The 21,214-nt window shown below is 24.2% G+C and carries 30 protein-coding genes and 3 pseudogenes; 21 read left to right on the top strand and 12 right to left on the bottom strand.

All coding sequences use genetic code 4. The annotated features are described in order from the left end of the window. Positions 1 to 5: 5 nt before the first annotated feature. From AAHM82_RS05380 to AAHM82_RS05335, 10 genes are all read left to right on the top strand, one after another. Positions 6 to 236 (top strand): hypothetical protein, encoded by a 231-nt coding sequence (locus AAHM82_RS05380; protein ID WP_342264156.1) that lies wholly within the window; start codon positions 6 to 8, stop codon positions 234 to 236. An 11-nt stretch (positions 237 to 247) separates the two neighbouring features. Continuing rightward, complete coding sequence (locus AAHM82_RS05375; protein WP_338968593.1) at positions 248 to 382, top strand: hypothetical protein; 135 nt, start codon at positions 248 to 250, stop codon at positions 380 to 382. Between the two features lie 19 nt (positions 383 to 401). Next, positions 402 to 647 carry a hypothetical protein gene (locus AAHM82_RS05370; protein ID WP_338967504.1) on the top strand — a complete coding sequence of 82 codons (246 nt, stop codon included), beginning with the start codon at positions 402 to 404 and terminating at the stop codon, positions 645 to 647. Between the two features lie 24 nt (positions 648 to 671). Further along, positions 672 to 1,655 carry a hypothetical protein gene (locus AAHM82_RS05365; protein ID WP_342264756.1) on the top strand — a complete coding sequence of 328 codons (984 nt, stop codon included), beginning with the start codon at positions 672 to 674 and terminating at the stop codon, positions 1,653 to 1,655. A gap of 9 nt (positions 1,656 to 1,664) precedes the next feature. Beyond that, positions 1,665 to 1,949: a hypothetical protein gene (locus AAHM82_RS05360; protein ID WP_342264755.1), complete on the top strand. Its 285-nt coding sequence runs from the start codon at positions 1,665 to 1,667 to the stop codon at positions 1,947 to 1,949. A gap of 2 nt (positions 1,950 to 1,951) precedes the next feature. Continuing rightward, entirely contained in the window at positions 1,952 to 2,200 is a 249-nt protein-coding gene (locus AAHM82_RS05355; RefSeq protein WP_215826579.1) for a hypothetical protein, read from the top strand. 69 nt (positions 2,201 to 2,269) lie between these two features. Continuing rightward, positions 2,270 to 2,611 carry a hypothetical protein gene (locus AAHM82_RS05350; RefSeq protein ID WP_342264754.1) on the top strand — a complete coding sequence of 114 codons (342 nt, stop codon included), beginning with the start codon at positions 2,270 to 2,272 and terminating at the stop codon, positions 2,609 to 2,611. Between the two features lie 265 nt (positions 2,612 to 2,876). Beyond that, positions 2,877 to 4,757, top strand: coding sequence for a hypothetical protein (locus tag AAHM82_RS05345; protein ID WP_342264753.1), 1,881 nt, complete (start codon positions 2,877 to 2,879; stop codon positions 4,755 to 4,757). A 47-nt stretch (positions 4,758 to 4,804) separates the two neighbouring features. After that, complete coding sequence (locus tag AAHM82_RS05340; protein WP_342264752.1) at positions 4,805 to 5,314, top strand: hypothetical protein; 510 nt, start codon at positions 4,805 to 4,807, stop codon at positions 5,312 to 5,314. 683 nt (positions 5,315 to 5,997) lie between these two features. After that, the gene (locus AAHM82_RS05335; RefSeq protein ID WP_342264751.1) at positions 5,998 to 6,174 is read left to right on the top strand and encodes a hypothetical protein; all 177 of its coding nucleotides are present in this window, start codon (positions 5,998 to 6,000) and stop codon (positions 6,172 to 6,174) included. 240 nt (positions 6,175 to 6,414) lie between these two features. On the opposite strand, the gene AAHM82_RS05330 is transcribed toward AAHM82_RS05335, so the two are convergent. After that, positions 6,415 to 6,762, bottom strand: coding sequence for a hypothetical protein (locus AAHM82_RS05330; protein ID WP_342264750.1), 348 nt, complete (start codon positions 6,760 to 6,762; stop codon positions 6,415 to 6,417). Positions 6,763 to 6,883: 121 nt separating this feature from the next. Here AAHM82_RS05330 and AAHM82_RS05325 point away from each other — a divergent pair, with 121 nt between their 5' ends. After that, on the top strand, positions 6,884 to 7,156 hold the full coding sequence (locus AAHM82_RS05325) for a hypothetical protein (RefSeq protein ID WP_342264749.1): 273 nt from the start codon (positions 6,884 to 6,886) through the stop codon (positions 7,154 to 7,156). A 73-nt stretch (positions 7,157 to 7,229) separates the two neighbouring features. On the opposite strand, the gene AAHM82_RS05320 is transcribed toward AAHM82_RS05325, so the two are convergent. Together AAHM82_RS05320 and AAHM82_RS05315 are read right to left on the bottom strand one after the other, a co-directional pair. Further along, positions 7,230 to 8,189 carry an IS1/IS1595 family N-terminal zinc-binding domain-containing protein gene (locus AAHM82_RS05320; protein ID WP_342263352.1) on the bottom strand — a complete coding sequence of 320 codons (960 nt, stop codon included), beginning with the start codon at positions 8,187 to 8,189 and terminating at the stop codon, positions 7,230 to 7,232. A 15-nt stretch (positions 8,190 to 8,204) separates the two neighbouring features. Next, complete coding sequence (locus tag AAHM82_RS05315) at positions 8,205 to 9,692, bottom strand: PQQ-binding-like beta-propeller repeat protein (RefSeq protein ID WP_342264748.1); 1,488 nt, start codon at positions 9,690 to 9,692, stop codon at positions 8,205 to 8,207. A 221-nt stretch (positions 9,693 to 9,913) separates the two neighbouring features. Here AAHM82_RS05315 and AAHM82_RS05310 point away from each other — a divergent pair, with 221 nt between their 5' ends. Both AAHM82_RS05310 and AAHM82_RS05305 read left to right on the top strand, forming a co-directional pair. Beyond that, positions 9,914 to 11,542 (top strand): IS1/IS1595 family N-terminal zinc-binding domain-containing protein, encoded by a 1,629-nt coding sequence (locus tag AAHM82_RS05310; protein ID WP_342264747.1) that lies wholly within the window; start codon positions 9,914 to 9,916, stop codon positions 11,540 to 11,542. 144 nt (positions 11,543 to 11,686) lie between these two features. Then, entirely contained in the window at positions 11,687 to 12,253 is a 567-nt protein-coding gene (locus tag AAHM82_RS05305; RefSeq protein ID WP_342264746.1) for a hypothetical protein, read from the top strand. A 219-nt stretch (positions 12,254 to 12,472) separates the two neighbouring features. Here the strand turns inward: AAHM82_RS05305 and AAHM82_RS13585 are convergent, their stop codons facing one another. Beyond that, complete coding sequence (locus AAHM82_RS13585; protein WP_342264845.1) at positions 12,473 to 12,865, bottom strand: transposase family protein; 393 nt, start codon at positions 12,863 to 12,865, stop codon at positions 12,473 to 12,475. Continuing rightward, positions 12,862 to 13,302, bottom strand: coding sequence for a transposase family protein (locus tag AAHM82_RS13580; protein ID WP_342263396.1), 441 nt, complete (start codon positions 13,300 to 13,302; stop codon positions 12,862 to 12,864). Before AAHM82_RS13580 ends, AAHM82_RS13585 begins: the two co-directional genes overlap by 4 nt. Positions 13,303 to 13,461: 159 nt before the next feature. On the opposite strand from AAHM82_RS13580, the gene AAHM82_RS05295 reads away from it, so the two are divergent. Further along, the gene (locus AAHM82_RS05295) at positions 13,462 to 14,244 is read left to right on the top strand and encodes a hypothetical protein (RefSeq protein WP_342264745.1); all 783 of its coding nucleotides are present in this window, start codon (positions 13,462 to 13,464) and stop codon (positions 14,242 to 14,244) included. Further along, entirely contained in the window at positions 14,225 to 14,368 is a 144-nt protein-coding gene (locus AAHM82_RS05290) for a hypothetical protein (RefSeq protein ID WP_342264744.1), read from the top strand. The genes AAHM82_RS05295 and AAHM82_RS05290 overlap by 20 nt, the downstream gene beginning before the upstream one ends. Before the next feature lie 152 nt (positions 14,369 to 14,520). On the opposite strand, the pseudogene AAHM82_RS05285 reads toward AAHM82_RS05290, so the two are convergent. The 3 genes and pseudogenes from AAHM82_RS05285 to AAHM82_RS13570 form a co-directional block, all read right to left on the bottom strand. Next, positions 14,521 to 14,955 (bottom strand): annotated as a pseudogene (locus AAHM82_RS05285) (transposase family protein); the annotation flags it as partial. 383 nt (positions 14,956 to 15,338) lie between these two features. Beyond that, positions 15,339 to 15,731 (bottom strand): transposase family protein, encoded by a 393-nt coding sequence (locus tag AAHM82_RS13575; RefSeq protein ID WP_342264845.1) that lies wholly within the window; start codon positions 15,729 to 15,731, stop codon positions 15,339 to 15,341. Then, positions 15,728 to 16,168, bottom strand: coding sequence for a transposase family protein (locus tag AAHM82_RS13570; RefSeq protein ID WP_342263396.1), 441 nt, complete (start codon positions 16,166 to 16,168; stop codon positions 15,728 to 15,730). The genes AAHM82_RS13575 and AAHM82_RS13570 overlap by 4 nt, the downstream gene beginning before the upstream one ends. Before the next feature lie 54 nt (positions 16,169 to 16,222). Between AAHM82_RS13570 and AAHM82_RS05275 the strand changes: the two genes are divergently transcribed. Together AAHM82_RS05275 and AAHM82_RS05270 are read left to right on the top strand one after the other, a co-directional pair. Beyond that, positions 16,223 to 16,714, top strand: a complete 492-nt coding sequence (locus AAHM82_RS05275) for a UPF0236 family transposase-like protein (RefSeq protein ID WP_342263345.1) — start codon at positions 16,223 to 16,225, stop codon at positions 16,712 to 16,714. 58 nt (positions 16,715 to 16,772) lie between these two features. After that, a complete protein-coding gene (locus AAHM82_RS05270) occupies positions 16,773 to 17,069 on the top strand; it encodes a hypothetical protein (RefSeq protein ID WP_342263344.1) in 297 nt (98 codons plus the stop codon). 161 nt (positions 17,070 to 17,230) lie between these two features. On the opposite strand, the pseudogene AAHM82_RS05265 reads toward AAHM82_RS05270, so the two are convergent. The 3 genes and pseudogenes from AAHM82_RS05265 to AAHM82_RS05255 form a co-directional block, all read right to left on the bottom strand. After that, a pseudogene (locus AAHM82_RS05265) lies at positions 17,231 to 17,701 on the bottom strand (IS3 family transposase); the annotation flags it as partial. A gap of 21 nt (positions 17,702 to 17,722) precedes the next feature. After that, on the bottom strand, positions 17,723 to 17,968 hold the full coding sequence (locus tag AAHM82_RS05260; protein ID WP_342263343.1) for an IS3 family transposase: 246 nt from the start codon (positions 17,966 to 17,968) through the stop codon (positions 17,723 to 17,725). Positions 17,969 to 18,025: 57 nt separating this feature from the next. Further along, entirely contained in the window at positions 18,026 to 18,985 is a 960-nt protein-coding gene (locus AAHM82_RS05255) for an IS1/IS1595 family N-terminal zinc-binding domain-containing protein (protein WP_342263342.1), read from the bottom strand. Positions 18,986 to 19,385: 400 nt separating this feature from the next. Here AAHM82_RS05255 and rpsO point away from each other — a divergent pair, with 400 nt between their 5' ends. Both rpsO and AAHM82_RS05245 read left to right on the top strand, forming a co-directional pair. Next, entirely contained in the window at positions 19,386 to 19,655 is a 270-nt protein-coding gene (gene rpsO, locus AAHM82_RS05250) for a 30S ribosomal protein S15 (RefSeq protein ID WP_342263341.1), read from the top strand. Between the two features lie 102 nt (positions 19,656 to 19,757). Continuing rightward, positions 19,758 to 20,024: a chromate transporter gene (locus AAHM82_RS05245; protein ID WP_342263340.1), complete on the top strand. Its 267-nt coding sequence runs from the start codon at positions 19,758 to 19,760 to the stop codon at positions 20,022 to 20,024. Positions 20,025 to 20,110: 86 nt separating this feature from the next. Here the strand turns inward: AAHM82_RS05245 and AAHM82_RS05240 are convergent. Further along, positions 20,111 to 20,275: pseudogene (locus AAHM82_RS05240) on the bottom strand (transposase family protein); the annotation flags it as partial. Positions 20,276 to 20,333: 58 nt separating this feature from the next. Here AAHM82_RS05240 and AAHM82_RS13565 point away from each other — a divergent pair. Continuing rightward, positions 20,334 to 20,774: a transposase family protein gene (locus AAHM82_RS13565; protein WP_342263396.1), complete on the top strand. Its 441-nt coding sequence runs from the start codon at positions 20,334 to 20,336 to the stop codon at positions 20,772 to 20,774. Further along, positions 20,771 to 21,163 (top strand): transposase family protein, encoded by a 393-nt coding sequence (locus AAHM82_RS13560; protein WP_342264845.1) that lies wholly within the window; start codon positions 20,771 to 20,773, stop codon positions 21,161 to 21,163. Before AAHM82_RS13565 ends, AAHM82_RS13560 begins: the two co-directional genes overlap by 4 nt. Positions 21,164 to 21,214 lie beyond the last annotated feature (51 nt).

Genomic DNA, 21,214 nt, shown 5'->3' with positions numbered 1-21,214 from the left:
AAAAAATGACGATAAATTTAAAAGAATTTAATTGAGAACAAATTAAACAAACTTTCTGAGATTTATTTATTCAAATTACAACTATTCCGGCTCATATTAGTGGTGGCAAAGAAATTGATTTAACTCAAGAAACACTTTGACTTTTAATAGCAAACATTGCTTTTTGATTCTTAACAGCGATTATGGTGTGATTTATTCTAATGCTACTTTGAAAAACCATATCAGTATTTAGATAGGGAAAAAATTAATGTCAAGAAGTTACATTGTGATGCATTCCCAAAGAAATTCAAAATTAATTAGAAAAAAATATAATCGCGTTAAGGTTAATCGTGGTTTTAACAAATTTAAGAAAAACTTTGAATATAAATGATGAATGTTTTAAAAAGAAAGGGGGTGATTATATGATTGGAACTTTCTTGGCCGATGCACCTGCAACAGTAGAAAAAATAACAGCTAGTGACGCGATGACTAAATTATGAAATGCAATTATAACGGCGTTTACTAAAATGTGAGAAATTATTGCTGTTAATATGCCACAAGTCGGTAACTTCTTTGCTGACTACTGAATCTTCATTTTTCCATTTATTTTGGCAATATTCTTTATTTGCTTTAAAATGTTTGAAAAATTACTTGGAGCAGTACGCTAATAAAAAAATAAAGTGAGGTGCAAGATGAAATTTTGCAAATGAATAATAGAAAAAAATAACCATTTTATTGAATTAAATCGCACCTCATTTTTAATTTTATGACATTGCGGAGCAATTTGATATATTTACAACGGTTATTTTAAAAACATTGTAAGCTATTTATTTTTAGCGGGTTGTATTTTAATTTTCCTTTTTAAAATCGGTAATTTAACACAAATTAACAAAGTTATTAATTTCTTAAAAAATTCACCATTAAATATTGTGATTGGTTCATTGGGAACTGGAAAAACTGCTTTTCTAGTATACGCATCAAAATTACTAAAAAAGAAGAAATATCACATTGCATCAACCTTTCCATTACTAGAAACCCAAAAATTAAGTTTAGGTCATATGGGATTATTAGACTTTGATTATCCGGTATTGCCAGACAAAACCTTACTGTTGTGAGATGAAACCAACTTATTTTTAGAAGGAACTGATTGGGAAAAAAATAATACCAAAAACGAAGAAACGGGTATCCAAGAATATTTCGCTCTGGCACGCCATTTCGGTCATATTGTGCTGGCTAGCGGTCAAAGAGATAAACATATTTGAGTTAAAGTTCGTGATATTGCCAATAATGTGATTGTGGGAATTCGCAAAAAACCCGTTAATATTTTTCGCCCCTACTTAAAAGTCATCTATGGCACCTTTACTAGCATTGAAGAATATGAACGCTGACGAAACACCTTAATTGATGCGAAAAATAGCAAAAAAGGTCGCCGTATTAAATATCGTGATATTCCTGAACTTGATATTTATTTTTTTAAACTAAAAATTCCTCTACCAATACTTAACACTTACAATTCTTTTTACCTAGCATTTTTAAGAGATTACTTAAATTCAAAAGTAAATCCTGACTATGAAGACAAATACTATACTGACACAGCAATTGATTTAGAAGACTTAGAATACTTGAAAATGGATAAATTTAGCAAATTTTTAAGAAAAATGAAAGAAAAGGAATAATATAAAAAAATGGAAAATCTCGCAAAAATGGCCGACTTTCTTGCCCAAATGCTTTATAAAGTTTTTGATTTAATTTGAAGTCTTGAAGTACCGGGAACAAAAATTCAACTAATATTTCCTTTGTTCTTAACGCTTGCTGTAGAATTTCTTATGGCAATTATTCTTGGATTTGGTAGTCAACAAGTTAATTTAGAAAAACAACGCCAATATGCTGTTAAAAATAAAGGGCGGTTAAGTGCGTGAGGAAAAGCTAAAAAACAAATAAAACCAATAAAAGCAAAACAAGGTAACTAAAAATGTTTAAACTAATTATTATTTTTATCTTAATAACTGTTCTTGGGTTATTAGCCGGTAGTCATTTTGAAACTTTAACGAACTATATTAGCGAAGGTCTTGCCAATTTCCAAAAGTTTATTACTAGCAATTTAACAATTTTAGAACTATTTAAACCAATGGCACGAACATTTTCACAACACCCAATTTTTACCATTCTTGGCGTCACTTGTGTACTTATTGCCTTATTTATTGTGATTAAAGGACGATAAAAAATATGAAAGGAGAATTAAAATGAAAAAATTTTTAGTAAAATTATTTAAAAAAGATAATTCAAAAAAATGCCATTAAAATTAAGAATTAAAAATTCTTTTAAAAAGCAGTGGTTAAAAATAGTATTGAGTATCATTTTCATCTTTATAAGCTTATTAATTTGCGCATTAACAGTAATCGATGCTAAATGAATAACCGGAACAAGTAACGAATTTAATGATTTTATGAATAAACAGATGGTTGATTTCTTTGGCAAGTTTAATAGTGGTATTATGCTGGCAGGAATATTTGTTTTTTGATGAGGCGGAGCAATATATTTTGCAATTAAATTTGAAAAATTAATCCGCTTTATTGTTCAGAAAATTAGAGCAAAAAGAGTCTTGAAAAATGAAATCAAACAAACTCATTAATTCTTTAAAAAAATATTGATGAAGAATTTTACCTTACATTTTTATGGTTATTATCTTTTTCATTCCATTTTTAAAATTGGAAATTAATGATTTGAAATTATTATATGAAAAATTTGAAGCATTAATTTCACTTATGATACTAGGATATTTGAATATATGCATTACAATAGCGGTAATTATGAACTGTAGCATCGAATGGCTTATTAAAAAAATCAAAACTAAAAGAACAATGAAAAATAAAATATTTTAAAAAGGAGTGATAAAAATGTTTATGAAAATATTTACCGTGTTAATTATTAGTTTCAATAACATTTTTACTATTCCCCAAAATATTAACAACGACAAAATAACAACACAACTAGTTAGAAATAAAAGAGAAGATAATAAAATTTATGATTTTGAAATCAAAAATTTACAAAAAGTGAAATTTTATTTCTCACCAAGCAAAAATTACCTTACACAAGTTCAAATAAATAAAATAGATAATAACAATCTAAATGAAAAATTACCAGAATTAAGATATTTAAACAACCTTAGTTTCAAATTTACACAAGAATTACAAAATAATCAGAGTAAACAAAATAAGATTAGACAACTAATAACTACACACGGACAAGAAATAACAGAGATAAATGGGTCCAAATTCTGAGTAATTAATAAAAAAATAACAATCAAAGCACAAGGCACAAATTTAACTAATTTCAAAGAATCAGTTATTAATAACATATGAGATTACACATTAAATAGTACAAATGATTTTGAAATTGAAACTAAAAAAGAAAGTACCGATATTGAATTACCGACAACAACAACTAATTTTGATGGCAACCATAAATACAGTGATATTATTGATAATCTTGACTATTTAATGATTCATCGTGGTGATTTTGACAAATTTAATTATTCTTATCTTTATTGAACACCAGTATTTAATTTCATTGACACCTTAGAAAAAGGTTACTATAAAGAATTCACCATTAAAAATCACGGCTTTAAAAACGAAAGTTATTTTTATCACAAAACATCGACAGATTTAAACAATATTAATGAAAATATCCTTAAAATCAAGGCATTTAACAAAACCCTAATTGCCGGAAACAATTATTTACAATTATTACACGGTGAAAAGGAAATCTGAAAATATGATACTGCAAATGCTAACGATTATTATCTAATTAAGTATCTTTTTGGAACCTTAAATTATCTTAATGTTAAATTTAGTTTTTTGAGATACGACTCTGAATTAAAAAATGACATTTACCTTTATTTTAAAAACAACATTCCTAGTATTAACAGTAATAATTATAAAAATACTTTTGATGAAATTTACGAAATTCTTGGGAATTTCTTTGCCAGTTTATTTTATGCTACTTTTGATATGGACGAGAAAACTTATACCGAAATTGATTTTAAAGGTCTAGAAAACTATAATAAGGATTATTTTATTCAAATCGGTTTCTTTTATCGCTCATTAATTACCTTTTATCCTAAAAAATATTTAATCAATGTTACTGGTAATTTGGAATTATTACTAAGAAGTTATTTCTTTACTTTTGATAAAAAAACGCACCAAGAGAATTATAATGCCTTTAAAAATAAAAATAGTATCTACCAAATTGACTTCAATGTGCTTAAATCTTACGATAATAAACTTATTACCATACTATCTGAACCAATAAATAGCAAAATTAATTATCTCAATACCGACATTGATATTCGTTATGGTATTAACATTTTTACCTTAACATTTCCACTTTATCATAAAGGAAACAACTCTAACTACAGTTTTAAAATCTACGACTTTAATGTCTTAAATTCTACAGCCTTTATCCCTGACGGTTCAACCAACTCAGAATGAGACGACTTAATTCCGCCACCAAATTGCAAATATTCAGGGCGATGAATACCCACATTTAATGATATTGGATGTGCCATTCAAAATGCTGGTATCAAAATGCTAAACTGAATGCTTACAGCTTCACAAATCATTACCATTTTACGACCATTAGCAATTATTGCGAAAGCAACAGTTAACTTTTCAACCGCCATTTTTCCAGTTTTTAAAACAGTGCCAGCCTTTTACTATACCTTTCAATTTTTAATCGGTTTTGCCATTTTTCTAATGATTTTAAGAATTTTTGTATAATATATATATATATATATATATATTGAAAAAATAAAGGAGTTAAATTTATGAAATTTTTAAATATAACCGCTGTTTTAGGACTAATAACATTACCAATAGTTGGTTGTTCTAAAACAGCAAATGAACCAGTAGAACAAAAAAATGAAGATAACAACAAAAAAGATAAAACTTATAATTTTGAAATTAAAAATTTACAAAAAGTGAAATTTCATTTCTCACCAAGCAAAAATTACCTTACACAAGTTCAAATAAATAAAATAGATAATAACAATCTAAATGAAAAATTACCAGAATTAAGATATTTAAACAACCTTAGTTTCAAATTTACACAAGAATTACAAAATAATCAGAGTAAACAAAATAAGATTAGACAACTAATAACTACACACGGACAAGAAATAACAGAGATAAATGGGTCCAAATTCTGAGTAATTAATAAAAAAATAACAATCAAAGCACAAGGCACAAATTTAACTAATTTCAAAGAATCAGTTATTAATAACATATGAGATTACACATTAAATAGTACAAATGATTTTGAAATTGAAAATCAGTAGAGACTGTACAATTAACTGTGTCTCTAAGTAATTAACTTAAATTCACTCTGTCCTCAAATTTTATCTACTATTTTGATAATATTATTTTCTAGATGAAGCACAAATATTAGATAAATATAAAGATGAAAGTGAATTTTATAGTTTGGTAGGTGCAAAATGTTATAGTTATGTACCAAGTCTTATATAAAATGTAAAGATTTCTTTACAAGAAAGATGGTTTTTCATTATGACAATACCCTTAAATAACTAAACAACTTTTTCATTTTTTCTATTTTAACAAAATAAGAAACCAGTAATTTTAATTACTGGTTTGAATATTTTTCTTGTTTCTACAAAAGATTAAACTTATTCTTATTGTACTGTACTTGTTCCAATTAAAGTGATTAAACCTAAAATGTTTAATATTTTTTTCGTTTTTTAATTATCTTTTGTAGATAAAATAGAAATATCATATATTTTTTCTTTTTCGTCACTACTACTAAATTCTATATTTTTGTCTTTCATATCATAATATTACACAAGTTCAAATAAATAAAATAGATAATAACAATCTAAATGAAAAATTACCAGAATTAAGAAATTTAGAAAACCTTAGTTTCTTATTTACACAAAAATTACAAAATAATCAGAGCAAACAAGATAAGATTAGACAACTAATAAATACAGACGGCCAAGAAACCGCCATGCGAAATACATGAGTAATTAATAAAAAAATAACAATTAAAGCACAAGGTACAAATTTAGATGACTGCAAATATGATAGTTTAGGAAATATTAGTCCTGTTTATGATGATAATAAAATAGATTACATATTAAGAAGTACAAATGATTTTGAAATTGAAATTGAAAATCATCCGTAATAACTAAATTTAAAAACCGTTAAAATCATCCCCTTAAAAGGTGGTTTTCTATGATGACAATACTCTTAAACAACTAAGCAACTTTTCATTTTTTATATTTTAATAAAATAAGGAACCAGTAATTAATTAAAATTACTGGTTTGAATATTTTTCTTATTTTATCACAAGAAATTTAAACTTGTTGTGCTTGTTTCAATTAAAGTTATTGTTCTAAATAGCTAATATCGTTTTTATAAAACCTTATACTATAGTAGTAACTGTATTTGTTCTTACTGACCCTTCTCTTTCTGATGAGAAAAATGCTTTCCCATTAAATGTTATGTTATCATTGTTTTTATCTACAGTAATTTCATCTGGTAATAAGCTATATTTTTTTAATATTTGCATTGCTTCTTTAATTGATAATATAATTATTTGTTCTTCATTATTATCATCAATTATTTTAGCAGTAATTGTTCCTCTAATTTTTTGTTTTAAATTTAATATAACTTTAGATGTAATTATTCTTACTGGATAAGTAATTTTTAATTTTTCATTGGGATTAAGTTCAAATTTATCAGCGGGTTCCTTAAAAATACTTAAAATCATTTCTTTTTCTTGTTTATTTGTGTTTGATAAATCAAATTCATTTGATAATACATTAATGATTTCAGAATTTTTATTATTTATATTTGTAAAATCTGTTAATTTTATTTCATCATCAGAATTTATGTTTCAACCATTTAATTTATTTTCTTGTTTTGTTTTAGTTAATCCTGTTGTAATTTGGAATACTAATTTTGATTTCGAATTATATTCACAAGCGGGTACATTAAATGATCTTATATTTGGAGTTTTATTGATGATTTCTCTATCAGAACATACATTTTTAGGAACATTAGATCATAAAAATGAATTTTCTTTTCTTGTAACTTCAACATTTGAAAAAGTTAAATTATTAGTATCAATATTTTTTTTTAATTTTGTCGAAAACTCTTGATAAAATAAAAAAAATCATCAACTTGATAATTTTAAAAGGCTTTTATGTAAAATTACTATTTTTACTTTAACTTTTTTTATACATTAAAATATAATACCGCTGTTTGTTGATTTGGAGTTAAACCCTTATGTTGGTATTTTCATTTTCAGAGATTTAAATAATTTTGAATATTAGTAAAACCTAAACCATGATAATGAATTAAGGCTTCTTTAAGACTAGATTGTAATTTACTGATTTTATTTAAGTTACGATAACTAGCTTCAGGATTAATTGTTGTTTTAGTTACACATAAAGTAGAATTTGTTTGTTTTGCTACTAAAAAATATAATTTTTGCATATCGGAAGTAATAATTGAATTTTCGTTAATTAATTCTTTGTTCATATTTTCAATAACTCATTGTTTTTGTAAACGTTTGGTGTTTGTGGATTTAACATAAATATTGTTATTATTATCAATTGCCATTTGAATACAGCATTTAGTATTAGTTGCGAATGGGTCAAGGTGAATTCTTCGTGGATCAGTTTTATATTTGAAATTTCCTTTATGGATTTCTTTAATAAATGTTTCATCGATTTGGATTTTACCAGATAATTTTTTAAATTTTAATTGGGTATTTTCTAATTGTTTTGATTTCATTAATTTTTGACGATTATATCAAGCAGTTTTTAATGTAGTTTTAATAAAACGAGAAATTGTTTTACTAGATTGCCCCAGCAATGAAATTTGAATCAATAAATTTCATTGTTCATAATTTAAATGACTTCAATAAATAAAATGATTACGAAAAGCGTCAAAACTTGCACGGCAATTTTTACATAAATATTTTTGTTTTCCTTCTGAATTATGTCCATTTTTAACGCAATGGTAAGATTCACATTTAGGGCATTTAATACCTTGCGCTCTAAATTTTTGATCAATTTCATTTAAACGTTTTTGTTTTTTTATTAATTCTGCTTGTTGTTTGACTTTTTCATAAAATTCTAAAAATTGATCATCTGTTAAAGTATTTACTAGTTCTTGAATTATTTTTTCCATAATTATTATCCACCTCTATCATATTAAAATATACCTAAAATTAAGTATATTCAATAAATATCAAGAGTTTTCGACAAAATTAAAAATATTTTTTATTTCTTTAAACTTTAAATTAGGATTTTCATCTCGAAATTTAAAAAATGATGCTTTTTTAATTAATTCATTTAAATTAATAATTTTACTTTGTTCATTATCAATTGAATAATGTATTTCTAATTTATTATCATTATTTAAATTATTTTTTTCTTTTACTACAGCTGAATTATTTGTTTTGCTAATAATCTCTAATTGCGAAATATCTAAATCAGGATTTAAATAATTTAATTCATTTAAAATTGTATTATCAGAGTTATTATTAATTTGTCTTAAATCAGAATTATTAATTTGTTCTAAATTGTAATAGTTAGTATCATATTCATAAACATTATGATCATGTGAACCAACATATAATTTGTTGTTTAAAACCACACCAGAAGATATAACTTCTCCATTTGTTTTAATAACAATTTTTTGTTGCCCTGTAGCAGGATTATATTCATAAACATTATTATCTGATGAACCAAAATATAGGTTAGTATTAAATACTACACCAGAAGTTCTTATAAGACTATTTGCTGTAATAACAACTTTTTGTTGTCGTGTTACTGGATCATATTCATAAACATTGTGATCGAATGAACCAAAATATAGTTTAGTATTAAATACTACACCAGAAGTTTGAACTTTCCCTTTTGTTCTAATGATAGTTTTTTGTTGTTCTGTTACTGGATCATATTCATAAACATTTTTATCTCATGAGCCAAAATATAAATTATTATTTAAAATAATTCCTTTAGAAAGAATTTCTCCATTTGTTTTAATAACAGTTTTTTGTTGTTCTGTTACTGGATCATATTCATACACATTTTTATCTGATGAACCAAAATATAGTTTATTATTAAATACTACACCAGAAGAATCAATTCATCCATTTGTTTTAATAACAGTTTTTTGTTGTCCTGTAGCAGGATTATATTCATACACATTTTTATCTGATGAACCAAAATATAGTTTATTATTAAATACTACACCAGAAGTTCTTATAAGACTATTTGCTGTAATAACAGTTTTTTGTTGATTTGTAGCTGGATCATACTCATAAACATTATGATCATCAGAACCAAAATATAATTTATTGTTGAAAACCACACCAGAAGATCAAACTTCTCCTTCTGTTCTAATAACAATTTTTTGTTGTTCTGTAGCAGGATCATACTCATAAACATTATGATCTTGTGAACCAAAATATACTTTATTGTTTAAAACAACACCAGAAGATTCAATTTTTTCTTTTGTTGTAATAACAATTTTTGCTCTATTTATATTTTCATTGTTTCTTCGTTTTTGTCTTTTATTATTAATATTTTCTAATTTTGCTTTTTTATAAGGACTATTAGCAACAATTCCTGCTATTCCACTACTTGCTATTGTTATTGTTCCTAAAATTTCTAGTAATTTTTTCATTTATTAAATCCTTTTTGTGAATTTTTGCTAATTAATAAAATTTATCAAATAATCAACATCCCTCCTTAAATTTATAAAATTTAATTAATACAAGTTAATTATAAATCATCAAATAAGAATTTTTATTAATTTTTTTTTTTAATTTTGTCGAAAACTCTTGATATTTATTGAATATACTTAATTTTAGGTATATTTTAATATGATAGAGGTGGATAATAATTATGGAAAAAATAATTCAAGAACTAGTAAATACTTTAACAGATGATCAATTTTTAGAATTTTATGAAAAAATCAAACAACAAGCAGAATTAATAAAAAAACAAAAACGTTTAAATGAAATTGATCAAAAATTTAGAGCGCACGGTATTAAATGCCCTAAATGTGAATCTTACCATTGCGTTAAAAATGGACATAATTCAGAAGGAAAACAAAAATATTTATGTAAAAATTGTCGTGCAAGTTTTGACGCTTTTCGTAATCATTTTATTTATTGAAGTCATTTAAATTATGAACAATGAAATTTATTGATTCAAATTTCATTGCTGGGACAATCTAGTAAAACAATTTCTCGTTTTATTAAAACTACATTAAAAACTGCTTGATATAATCGTCAAAAATTAATGAAATCAAAACAATTAGAAAATACCCAATTAAAATTTAAAAAATTATCTGGTAAAATCCAAATCGATGAAACATTCATTAAAGAAATCCATAAAGGAAATTTCAAATATAAAACTGATCCACGAAGAATTCACCTTGACCCATTCGCAACTAATACTAAATGCTGTATTCAAATGGCAATTGATAATAATAACAATATTTATGTTAAATCCACAAACACCAAACGTTTACAAAAACAATGAGTTATTGAAAATATGAACAAAGAATTAATTAACGAAAATTCAATTATTACTTCTGATATGCAAAAATTATATTTTTTAGTAGCAAAACAAACAAATTCTACTTTATGTGTAACTAAAACAACAATTAATCCTGAAGCTAGTTATCGTAACTTAAATAAAATCAGTAAATTACAATCTAGTCTTAAAGAAGCCTTAATTCATTGCGTTAAAAATGGACATAATTCAGAAGGAAAACAAAAATATTTATGTAAAAATTGCCGTGCAAGTTTTGACGCTTTTCGTAATCATTTTATTTATTGAAGTCATTTAAATTATGAACAATGAAATTTATTGATTCAAATTTCATTGCTGGGGCAATCTAGTAAAACAATTTCTCGTTTTATTAAAACTACATTAAAAACTGCTTGATATAATCGTCAAAAATTAATGAAATCAAAACAATTAGAAAATACCCAATTAAAATTTAAAAAATTATCTGATAAAATCCAAATCGATGAAACATTTATTAAAGAAATCCACAAAGGAAATTTCAAATATAAAACTGATCCACGAAGAATTCACCTTGACCCATTCGCAACTAATACTAAATGCTGTATTCAAATGGCAATTGATAATAATAACAATATTTATGTTAAATCCACAAACACCAAACGTTTACAAAAACAATGAGTTATTGAAAATATGAACAAAGAATTAATTAACGAAAATTCAATTATTACTTCTGATATGCAAAAATTATATTTTTTAGTAGCAAAACAAACAAATTCTACTTTATGTGTAACTAAAACAACAATTAATCCTGAAGCTAGTTATCGTAACTTAAATAAAATCAGTAAATTACAATCTAGTCTTAAAGAAGCCTTAATTCATTATCATGGTTTAGGTTTTACTAATATTCAAAATTATTTAAATCTCTGAAAATGAAAATACCAACATAAGGGTTTAACTCCAAACCAACAAACAGCGGTATTATATTTTAATATATAAAAAAGTTAAAGTAAAAATAGTAATTTTACATAAAAGCCTTTTAAAATTATCAAGTTGATGATTTTTTTTATTTTATCAAGAGTTTTCGACAAAATTAAAAAAAAATTTTTATTAATAAAAATTCACGAAAGGAATTTAATTAATATGAAAAAATTACTTAGTTTATTAAGCACAACAACAATAGCGAGCGGTGGAATGACAGGTATTGTTGGAAATACTCCGGCTCCAGCAAAAAACGAAATTAATTATTTACAGACAAATAATTTAGAAAATTTACCAAAATTAAAAAGAGTTAAAAAAGATAAAAGAGAACAACAAATTTACCAACAAATAAAAGTTGTCATTTCAGCAAAGGGTGAAATTCATGGTGGTGGAATTGATTTAAACAATAAAGTATATTTTGGTTCAGTAGACCATAATGTTTATGAGTATGATCCAACAACAAATCAACAAAAAATTGTCATTACAACAAAGGGCGCGGTTCCTGCTAGAGGAATTACATTAAATAATAAATTATATTTTGGTTCAGTAGACCATAATGTTTATGAGTATGATTCAACAACAAATCAACAAAAAATTGTCATTACAACAAAGGGCGCGGTTCCTGCTAGAGGAATTACATTAAATAATAAATTATATTTTGGTTCAGTAGACCATAATGTTTATGAGTATGAATGATCCCGCTACAGAACAACAAAAAATTGTTATTAGAACAGAAGGAGAAGTTTGATCTTCTGGTGTAGTTTTCAAAAATAAATTAGACTTCTTGCAAAATTAATATGATAATTATAATTTTTAAATTTAAAATAAATATAAAAGTGTTATTAAAATAATTTTTAGATTATTTTTACAAATATTTTGTCATTAAAACATAATAAAAATTATTATTTACAATAAAAAAAGACTGAAATTTTAAATTATCAAATATATTTAAACTAATAGTTGTAAATTATAAATTGAAGCTATTAAATTAAATCTTAAAGCAAATCTTTTTCTACGATTTCGATATTTTTCACTAATAATTTTAAATTTTTTAAGTATAGCAAAAACATTTTCAATAACAATTCTCATTTTTGAAATTCGCTCATTATTTTGCTTTTCTTCTTTATTTAAAGGGTTTTTCTTTGATTTTCTTTTAGGAATTAAAACATTATGATTAATTTTTTGTATGCCTTGATAACCTAAATCCACTAAAACAGTTGTTTCTGGTAAAAATTTAATTTTTGAATCTTTTAAAATTTTAAAGTCATGGTTTTTACCATAAGAAAAATCAGAACTAATAATTTTTTTACTATCTTTTTCAATTATAACTTGTGTTTTTATTGTGTGTTTTTTCTTTTTTCCTGAGTAGTGCTGTTTTTGTCTTTTTTTGGGCGTTGGATTTGGCTTTCAGTTACATCAATTATAACAGTCTTATCTTTGAAATAATCTTTTAATAGTGATTTTTGACCAGTAAGTTGTTGAAAATTAGGGTGTTTTATTAAAGTGTCTTCAATTCATTTGATATTTCTATAACAACTACTTTCACTAATATCATAACTTTTTGCAATATGAAAATAAGTTCTATATTCTCTTCAATATTCTAAAGTCATTAAAATACGATTTTCTAATGATAATTTATTGGTTCTTCCGCGACGAAATCTCTTTTTTAATTCTTCTATTTTTAAAATTTCTAGCATTTTATTAAAAGTAGTATGTTTAATACCAGTTAATCTTAAAAAATTTTTATCACTTATTTGATTATTTTTTTTAAATTTCATTTAAATTCCACCTTTTTATTAAAAACAACAATTCAATTATATTTTAAATTAATTTTGCAAGAAGTCTAATGTACAATTTTTTACGACGACTATAAGAAAAATAATTTTAATTTACGCATGTACGAAACTTACCAATTAGAAAACAGCAAAGTAAAAATTATGCGTGAAATTTATGAACTAAGCACCAAAAAAATTGTTGACAATAATGGCACTTCCAAATTAGAACAAACAATAATAAAAGTTAATGATTTTGAAAAACAACGCAATAATGAAAAATTAAATATTAACCAAGTTTTAGAAATTAATTACATACCAATTGCAATTTTTTCTAATTTACCAAGTGAGCGTGCTGACATCGCTGGTGTTGAAGATAAATTGAAAGCTTTAGATATTTTTTATGAACAAAGCATTCTAGATGCGATTTTAAACGCCACAAGATTTCTTATTAATACAAATTCACTTGTTGGTAATGTTCAAAAAAATGTAAATAAGATTATTGATGATTTTATTAAAAATCATGTTTTAGTCATGAATTATGATCAAGCACAAAATCCAATACCCTTTTCTACTATTAATGGTCAATTTAGAGGAAAAGAATTAACTTATTTATATGATTGAAATGTGACCGAGATTAATAAACGGATTGGAATGCATGTACCTGCAATTCATAAAGGGGCTCAACAAACTCGTCAAGAAAGTTCTGCGGTTAATATTCAAACTAACAATATGCTCGAGCAAAAATTATTATTACGAGAAGAAGCCCATGCAAACTTTATTTACTTACTACTTAAATTTGACCGCGACTTGAATGGTAACAGTTTTATTTCAAAAGAACTTGAAAAAATGACAATCAAAGTCAATTTGAATGTAACGACCACAATTGGTAAAGAAATTAATAATATTGATATGAAAGGACAAGAAAATGGCGGATTGGAAGACTAAACCAAGTCAAGAAAATGAAACAAAATATCGTGATTATGCAATTGATAATACTCCACTGGACTTTGCAAATTACACCGAACAATCAGACCCTGACTTGCATACAATAGACTTCTTGCAAAATTAATATGATAATTATAATTTTTAAATTTAAAATAAATATAAAAGTGTTATTAAAATAATTTTTAGATTATTTTTACAAATATTTTGTCATTAAAACATAATAAAAATTATTATTTACAATAAAAAAAGACTGAAATTTTAAATTATCAAATATATTTAAACTAATAGTTGTAAATTATAAATTGAAGCTATTAAATTAAATCTTAAAGCAAATCTTTTTCTACGATTTCGATATTTTTCACTAATAATTTTAAATTTTTTAAGTATAGCAAAAACATTTTCAATAACAATTCTCATTTTTGAAATTCGCTCATTATTTTGCTTTTCTTCTTTATTTAAAGGGTTTTTCTTTGATTTTCTTTTAGGAATTAAAACATTATGATTAATTTTTTGTATGCCTTGATAACCTAAATCCACTAAAACAGTTGTTTCTGGTAAAAATTTAATTTTTGAATCTTTTAAAATTTTAAAGTCATGGTTTTTACCATAAGAAAAATCAGAACTAATAATTTTTTTACTATCTTTTTCAATTATAACTTGTGTTTTTATTGTGTGTTTTTTCTTTTTTCCTGAGTAGTGCTGTTTTTGTCTTTTTTTGGGCGTTGGATTTGGCTTTCAGTTACATCAATTATAACAGTCTTATCTTTGAAATAATCTTTTAATAGTGATTTTTGACCAGTAAGTTGTTGAAAATTAGGGTGTTTTATTAAAGTGTCTTCAATTCATTTGATATTTCTATAACAACTACTTTCACTAATATCATAACTTTTTTTTAATTTTGTCGAAAACTCTTGATATTTATTAGACTTCTTGCAAAATTAATATGATAATTATAATTTTTAAATTTAAAATAAATATAAAAGTGTTATTAAAATAATTTTTAGATTATTTTTACAAATATTTTGTCATTAAAACATAATAAAAATTATTATTTACAATAAAAAAAGACTGAAATTTTAAATTATCAAATATATTTAAACTAATAGTTGTAAATTATAAATTGAAGCTATTAAATTAAATCTTAAAGCAAATCTTTTTCTACGATTTCGATATTTTTCACTAATAATTTTAAATTTTTTAAGTATAGCAAAAACATTTTCAATAACAATTCTCATTTTTGAAATTCGCTCATTATTTTGCTTTTCTTCTTTATTTAAAGGGTTTTTCTTTGATTTTCTTTTAGGAATTAAAACATTATGATTAATTTTTTGTATGCCTTGATAACCTAAATCCACTAAAACAGTTGTTTCTGGTAAAAATTTAATTTTTGAATCTTTTAAAATTTTAAAGTCATGGTTTTTACCATAAGAAAAATCAGAACTAATAATTTTTTTACTATCTTTTTCAATTATAACTTGTGTTTTTATTGTGTGTTTTTTCTTTTTTCCTGAGTAGTGCTGTTTTTGTCTTTTTTTGGGCGTTGGATTTGGCTTTCAGTTACATCAATTATAACAGTCTTATCTTTGAAATAATCTTTTAATAGTGATTTTTGACCAGTAAGTTGTTGAAAATTAGGGTGTTTTATTAAAGTGTCTTCAATTCATTTGATATTTCTATAACAACTACTTTCACTAATATCATAACTTTTTGCAATATGAAAATAAGTTCTATATTCTCTTCAATATTCTAAAGTCATTAAAATACGATTTTCTAATGATAATTTATTGGTTCTTCCGCGACGAAATCTCTTTTTTAATTCTTCTATTTTTAAAATTTCTAGCATTTTATTAAAAGTAGTATGTTTAATACCAGTTAATCTTAAAAAATTTTTATCACTTATTTGATTATTTTTTTTAAATTTCATTTAAATTCCACCTTTTTATTAAAAACAACAATTCAATTATATTTTAAATTAATTTTGCAAGAAGTCTATTATTGTTTAAAACAAGGTTATAAAGTAGTTCATTTTGCAACAAGAACAATTATTACAATTTTTGGTGATGTTACTTTTAAACGACGCCGATATAAATATTGAAATCAAAAATCAGGTAAATTTGAATATGTATGTTTGTTAGATAAAGAAATCGGTTTATTGCTCAAACAACGCATTTATTTTGATGTCCAATTTAAAGTTTTAAATCTTTTGGGTGATGGTAAACGCTATCGCGATGTTTTAGATGCTCTAAATCATTGTTATATTTCAAAAGCTAGTATTTCAAATATTTTAAATAAATACGATATTGCTGAATATTTTCAACTAGCAGAACAAGAAACTAAAACCAAAATTGATGTTAAAAATAAGGATTTATATATTCAACTAGATGAGACATTTTTAGCGACATTAGATAAGAAAGTTAAACAAGACCAAAGAATTCGTTTAGTTACTTTTCATACCGGACATAAGACATAAAGAAAAAAATTATAAAAATGCTCGTAGAGCGTTAGAAAACAAACGAGGTCATTTTCTAATGTTAAAAGTTGGTAAACGAATAAACACGATGGATTATCGTGATTTATTAATTAGAGAATTACAAAAACATTATGTGAATATTAATTATGATAAAATAATTGTTTGCGGTGATGGTGATGCTTGAATTAGAGAAATTGCCAATAGTTTTGGTAATGTTAGATATATTTTAGATGGTTATCATGCTATTAAAAAATTAAAACAAACGGCATTTAATATTGTTTTTGAAAATCGTAAAGTAGCACTAAATAGTTGAATTGAATTATATAAAAAAATGGAAATCATCAAGAATTGGTAAAAAACATTCGTAATGTTGCTAAAAATGAGTTAAATAAAGATATTAAAACAAATTTAAGGAAGGCGAGTAATTATTTCAGTAATAACAAGCATGGTATTCATAACCAAAATTTAGAATGAAATATCGGTTGTATGGAATGGCAACCCTTTTTAGGACACTTTTTATGTAGACTGGTATTTTCTAAATTCAACGGGAGTTAAATAATTTAAACTGCCATGAATTCGAATATTGTTATATCAATTAACAAAATCAAATAGTTCGCATTTTAATTGTGTTAAGTTTGCAAATTTTTTACCGTTAATAAATTCAGTTTTAAAGGTTTTGTAAGTTGCTTCAGCAACAGCATTATCATATGGGCATCCTTTGGTACTTAATGATCTTTGAATTTTAAAGGTTATTAAAATTTCATCAATGATTTTATTTTTGAATTCATTACCACGATCAGTATGAAATAAAGTTATTTTATTTAATGGTCGTGTTATCTTGTGAAAAGCTTGTTGAACTAGTTCAGCAGTTTTATTTGGTCTAGCACTATAGCCAATTACTTCGCGATTAAACAAGTCAATTAATAAACAAATATAATGTCATTTAGTACCAACTTGAACATATGTTAAATCACTAACAACAACTTCATTGGGTTTTTGGTCATTAAATTAACGATTTAAAACATTATTAATTTGGTCATTATTAACTGTTTTTTCATGATTACGATATTTTAATTTGGTGTATTTAGAAACCAAATTATTTTTGATCATAATGAATCGGATTTTTCGTCGTGATAAGATGATATTTTTTCTTATTAAAACAGCTTTAATTTTACGAGCACCATAAATCTTACGACTTTTATTAAATGCACTTTTAATTTTGTCGAAAACTCTTGATAAAATAAAAAAAATCATCAACTTGATAATTTTAAAAGGCTTTTATGTAAAATTACTATTTTTACTTTAACTTTTTTATACATTAAAATATAATATCGCTGTTTGTTGGTTTGGAGTTAAACCCTTATGTTGGTATTTTCATTTTCAGAGATTTAAATAATTTTGAATATTAGTAAAACCTAAACCATGATAATGAATTAAGGCTTCTTTAAGACTAGATTGTAATTTACTGATTTTATTTAAGTTACGATAACTAGCTTCAGGATTAATTGTTGTTTTAGTTACACATAAAGTAGAATTTGTTTGTTTTGCTACTAAAAAATATAATTTTTGCATATCAGAAGTAATAATTGAATTTTCGTTAATTAATTCTTTGTTCATATTTTCAATAACTCATTGTTTTTGTAAACGTTTGGTGTTTGTGGATTTAACATAAATATTGTTATTATTATCAATTGCCATTTGAATACAGCATTTAGTATTAGTTGCGAATGGGTCAAGGTGAATTCTTCGTGGATCAGTTTTATATTTGAAATTTCCTTTATGAATTTCTTTAATAAATGTTTCATCGATTTGGATTTTACCAGATAATTTTTTAAATTTTAATTGGGTATTTTCTAATTGTTTTGATTTCATTAATTTTTGACGATTATATCAAGCAGTTTTTAATGTAGTTTTAATAAAACGAGAAATTGTTTTACTAGATTGCCCCAGCAATGAAATTTGAATCAATAAATTTCATTGTTCATAATTTAAATGACTTCAATAAATAAAATGATTACGAAAAGCGTCAAAACTTGCACGGCAATTTTTACATAAATATTTTTGTTTTCCTTCTGAATTATGTCCATTTTTAACGCAATGGTAAGATTCACATTTAGGGCATTTAATACCTTGCGCTCTAAATTTTTGATCAATTTCATTTAAACGTTTTTGTTTTTTTATTAATTCTGCTTGTTGTTTGACTTTTTCATAAAATTCTAAAAATTGATCATCTGTTAAAGTATTTACTAGTTCTTGAATTATTTTTTCCATAATTATTATCCACCTCTATCATATTAAAAATATACCTAAAATTAAGTATATTCAATAAATATCAAGAGTTTTCGACAAAATTAAAAGAGTTTTCGACAAAATTAAAAGAGTTTTCGACAAAATTAAAACAATAATATGATAAAATCATAAAGAATAAAAATGACAATAACAAGAAGGGAAGGGTTAGTTTAGTAATTAAATAATATAATTAGCTGATTGTTTTACTTCTTCAAAGCAATACCTAAGAAAACTAAACGCGACCGATTACAGCAAAACCCTTGAATATTTTCATAAAATAGGTTAATATTTAATAGGAATACGACTATTACAAGTTTTTAAAATACCTTCTGTTTTATTAATTGGTTTTAGTTAAGTTTATAATTATTGGAGGATTTATTAAATGGCAATTACAGCTGAGGATAAAAAACAAATTATTGCTAAATTTGGTAGAAAAGAGAAAGATACGGGTTCAGCAGAAGTACAAATAGCACTTTTAACAGCGGATATTACTAATTTAACAGCACATTTAAAAGTACATCGTAAAGATGTTGTCACTGAACGAAGTTTAGTAAGAAAAGTATCACAAAGACGAAATATGTTAGATTACTTAAAAGATCATGATATTAATCGTTATCGTAAAGTAATTGAACAATTAAAACTAAGAAAATAATAAATTGAAATTATTAAGAAAGAGAATTAGATGCTGATTCTTTTTCTTTTTATAAGATATTTTATTAAGGGTTGATATGATGAAAAAAACAAAATATTCAAAATGACAATTATATTGACAATTGTTTTATGTTTTTTTAAAAATATCTTTTTTGATTTTGGTGGCGGTAATGCCGTAATTCCTTTAATTAAAAATGAAGTTGTAGTTAAGAAGCGGTGAATAACTGAGGATGAATTTAATCATTTATTAATCTTAGCAAATACTATTCCTGGGCCGAGCATTTTTCAAGTATCAGCTTCTGTTGGTTTTGTTATAAATAGCTGGTATTATTGGAGCACTATTAGCATCGTTTGTTGCATATTTGCCTAATATGATTGCTTTTATTTTTCTTGCAACTTTACTATTTAAATATATTGATATTAAATATTTATATTAGACTTGGTACATAACTATAACTAGCTTAATTCAAAATTATATATTCCTGAAATTAAGTTAAATCGTAATCCAAATCTTCTAATCTTATTGCGATAACGATAAACTAGTATTTTAAATCTTTTTAATCTAGCAAAAACATGTTCAATGACAATTCTAACTTTACTTAAAAAGCTATTAGACTTCTTGCAAAATTAATTTAAAATATAATTGAATTGTTGTTTTTAATAAAAAGGTGGAATTTAAATGAAATTTAAAAAAAATAATCAAATAAGTGATAAAAATTTTTTAAGATTAACTGGTATTAAACATACTACTTTTAATAAAATGCTAGAAATTTTAAAAATAGAAGAATTAAAAAAGAGATTTCGTCGCGGAAGAACCAATAAATTATCATTAGAAAATCGTATTTTAATGACTTTAGAATATTGAAGAGAATATAGAACTTATTTTCATATTGCAAAAAGTTATGATATTAGTGAAAGTAGTTGTTATAGAAATATCAAATGAATTGAAGACACTTTAATAAAACACCCTAATTTTCAACAACTTACTGGTCAAAAATCACTATTAAAAGATTATTTCAAAGATAAGACTGTTATAATTGATGTAACTGAAAGCCAAATCCAACGCCCAAAAAAAGACAAAAACAGCACTACTCAGGAAAAAAGAAAAAACACACAATAAAAACACAAGTTATAATTGAAAAAGATAGTAAAAAAATTATTAGTTCTGATTTTTCTTATGGTAAAAACCATGACTTTAAAATTTTAAAAGATTCAAAAATTAAATTTTTACCAGAAACAACTGTTTTAGTGGATTTAGGTTATCAAGGCATACAAAAAATTAATCATAATGTTTTAATTCCTAAAAGAAAATCAAAGAAAAACCCTTTAAATAAAGAAGAAAAGCAAAATAATGAGCGAATTTCAAAAATGAGAATTGTTATTGAAAATGTTTTTGCTATACTTAAAAAATTTAAAATTATTAGTGAAAAATATCGAAATCGTAGAAAAAGATTTGCTTTAAGATTTAATTTAATAGCTTCAATTTATAATTTACAACTATTAGTTTAAATATATTTGATAATTTAAAATTTCAGTCTTTTTTTATTGTAAATAATAATT

Source organism: Spiroplasma endosymbiont of Clivina fossor (assembly GCF_964031115.1).
Classification (GTDB): Bacteria; Bacillota_I; Bacilli_A; order Mycoplasmatales; family Nriv7; genus Nriv7.
Note: the sequence above shows the minus strand (reverse complement) of the source record. Positions and strands in the feature narration are given on the sequence as shown.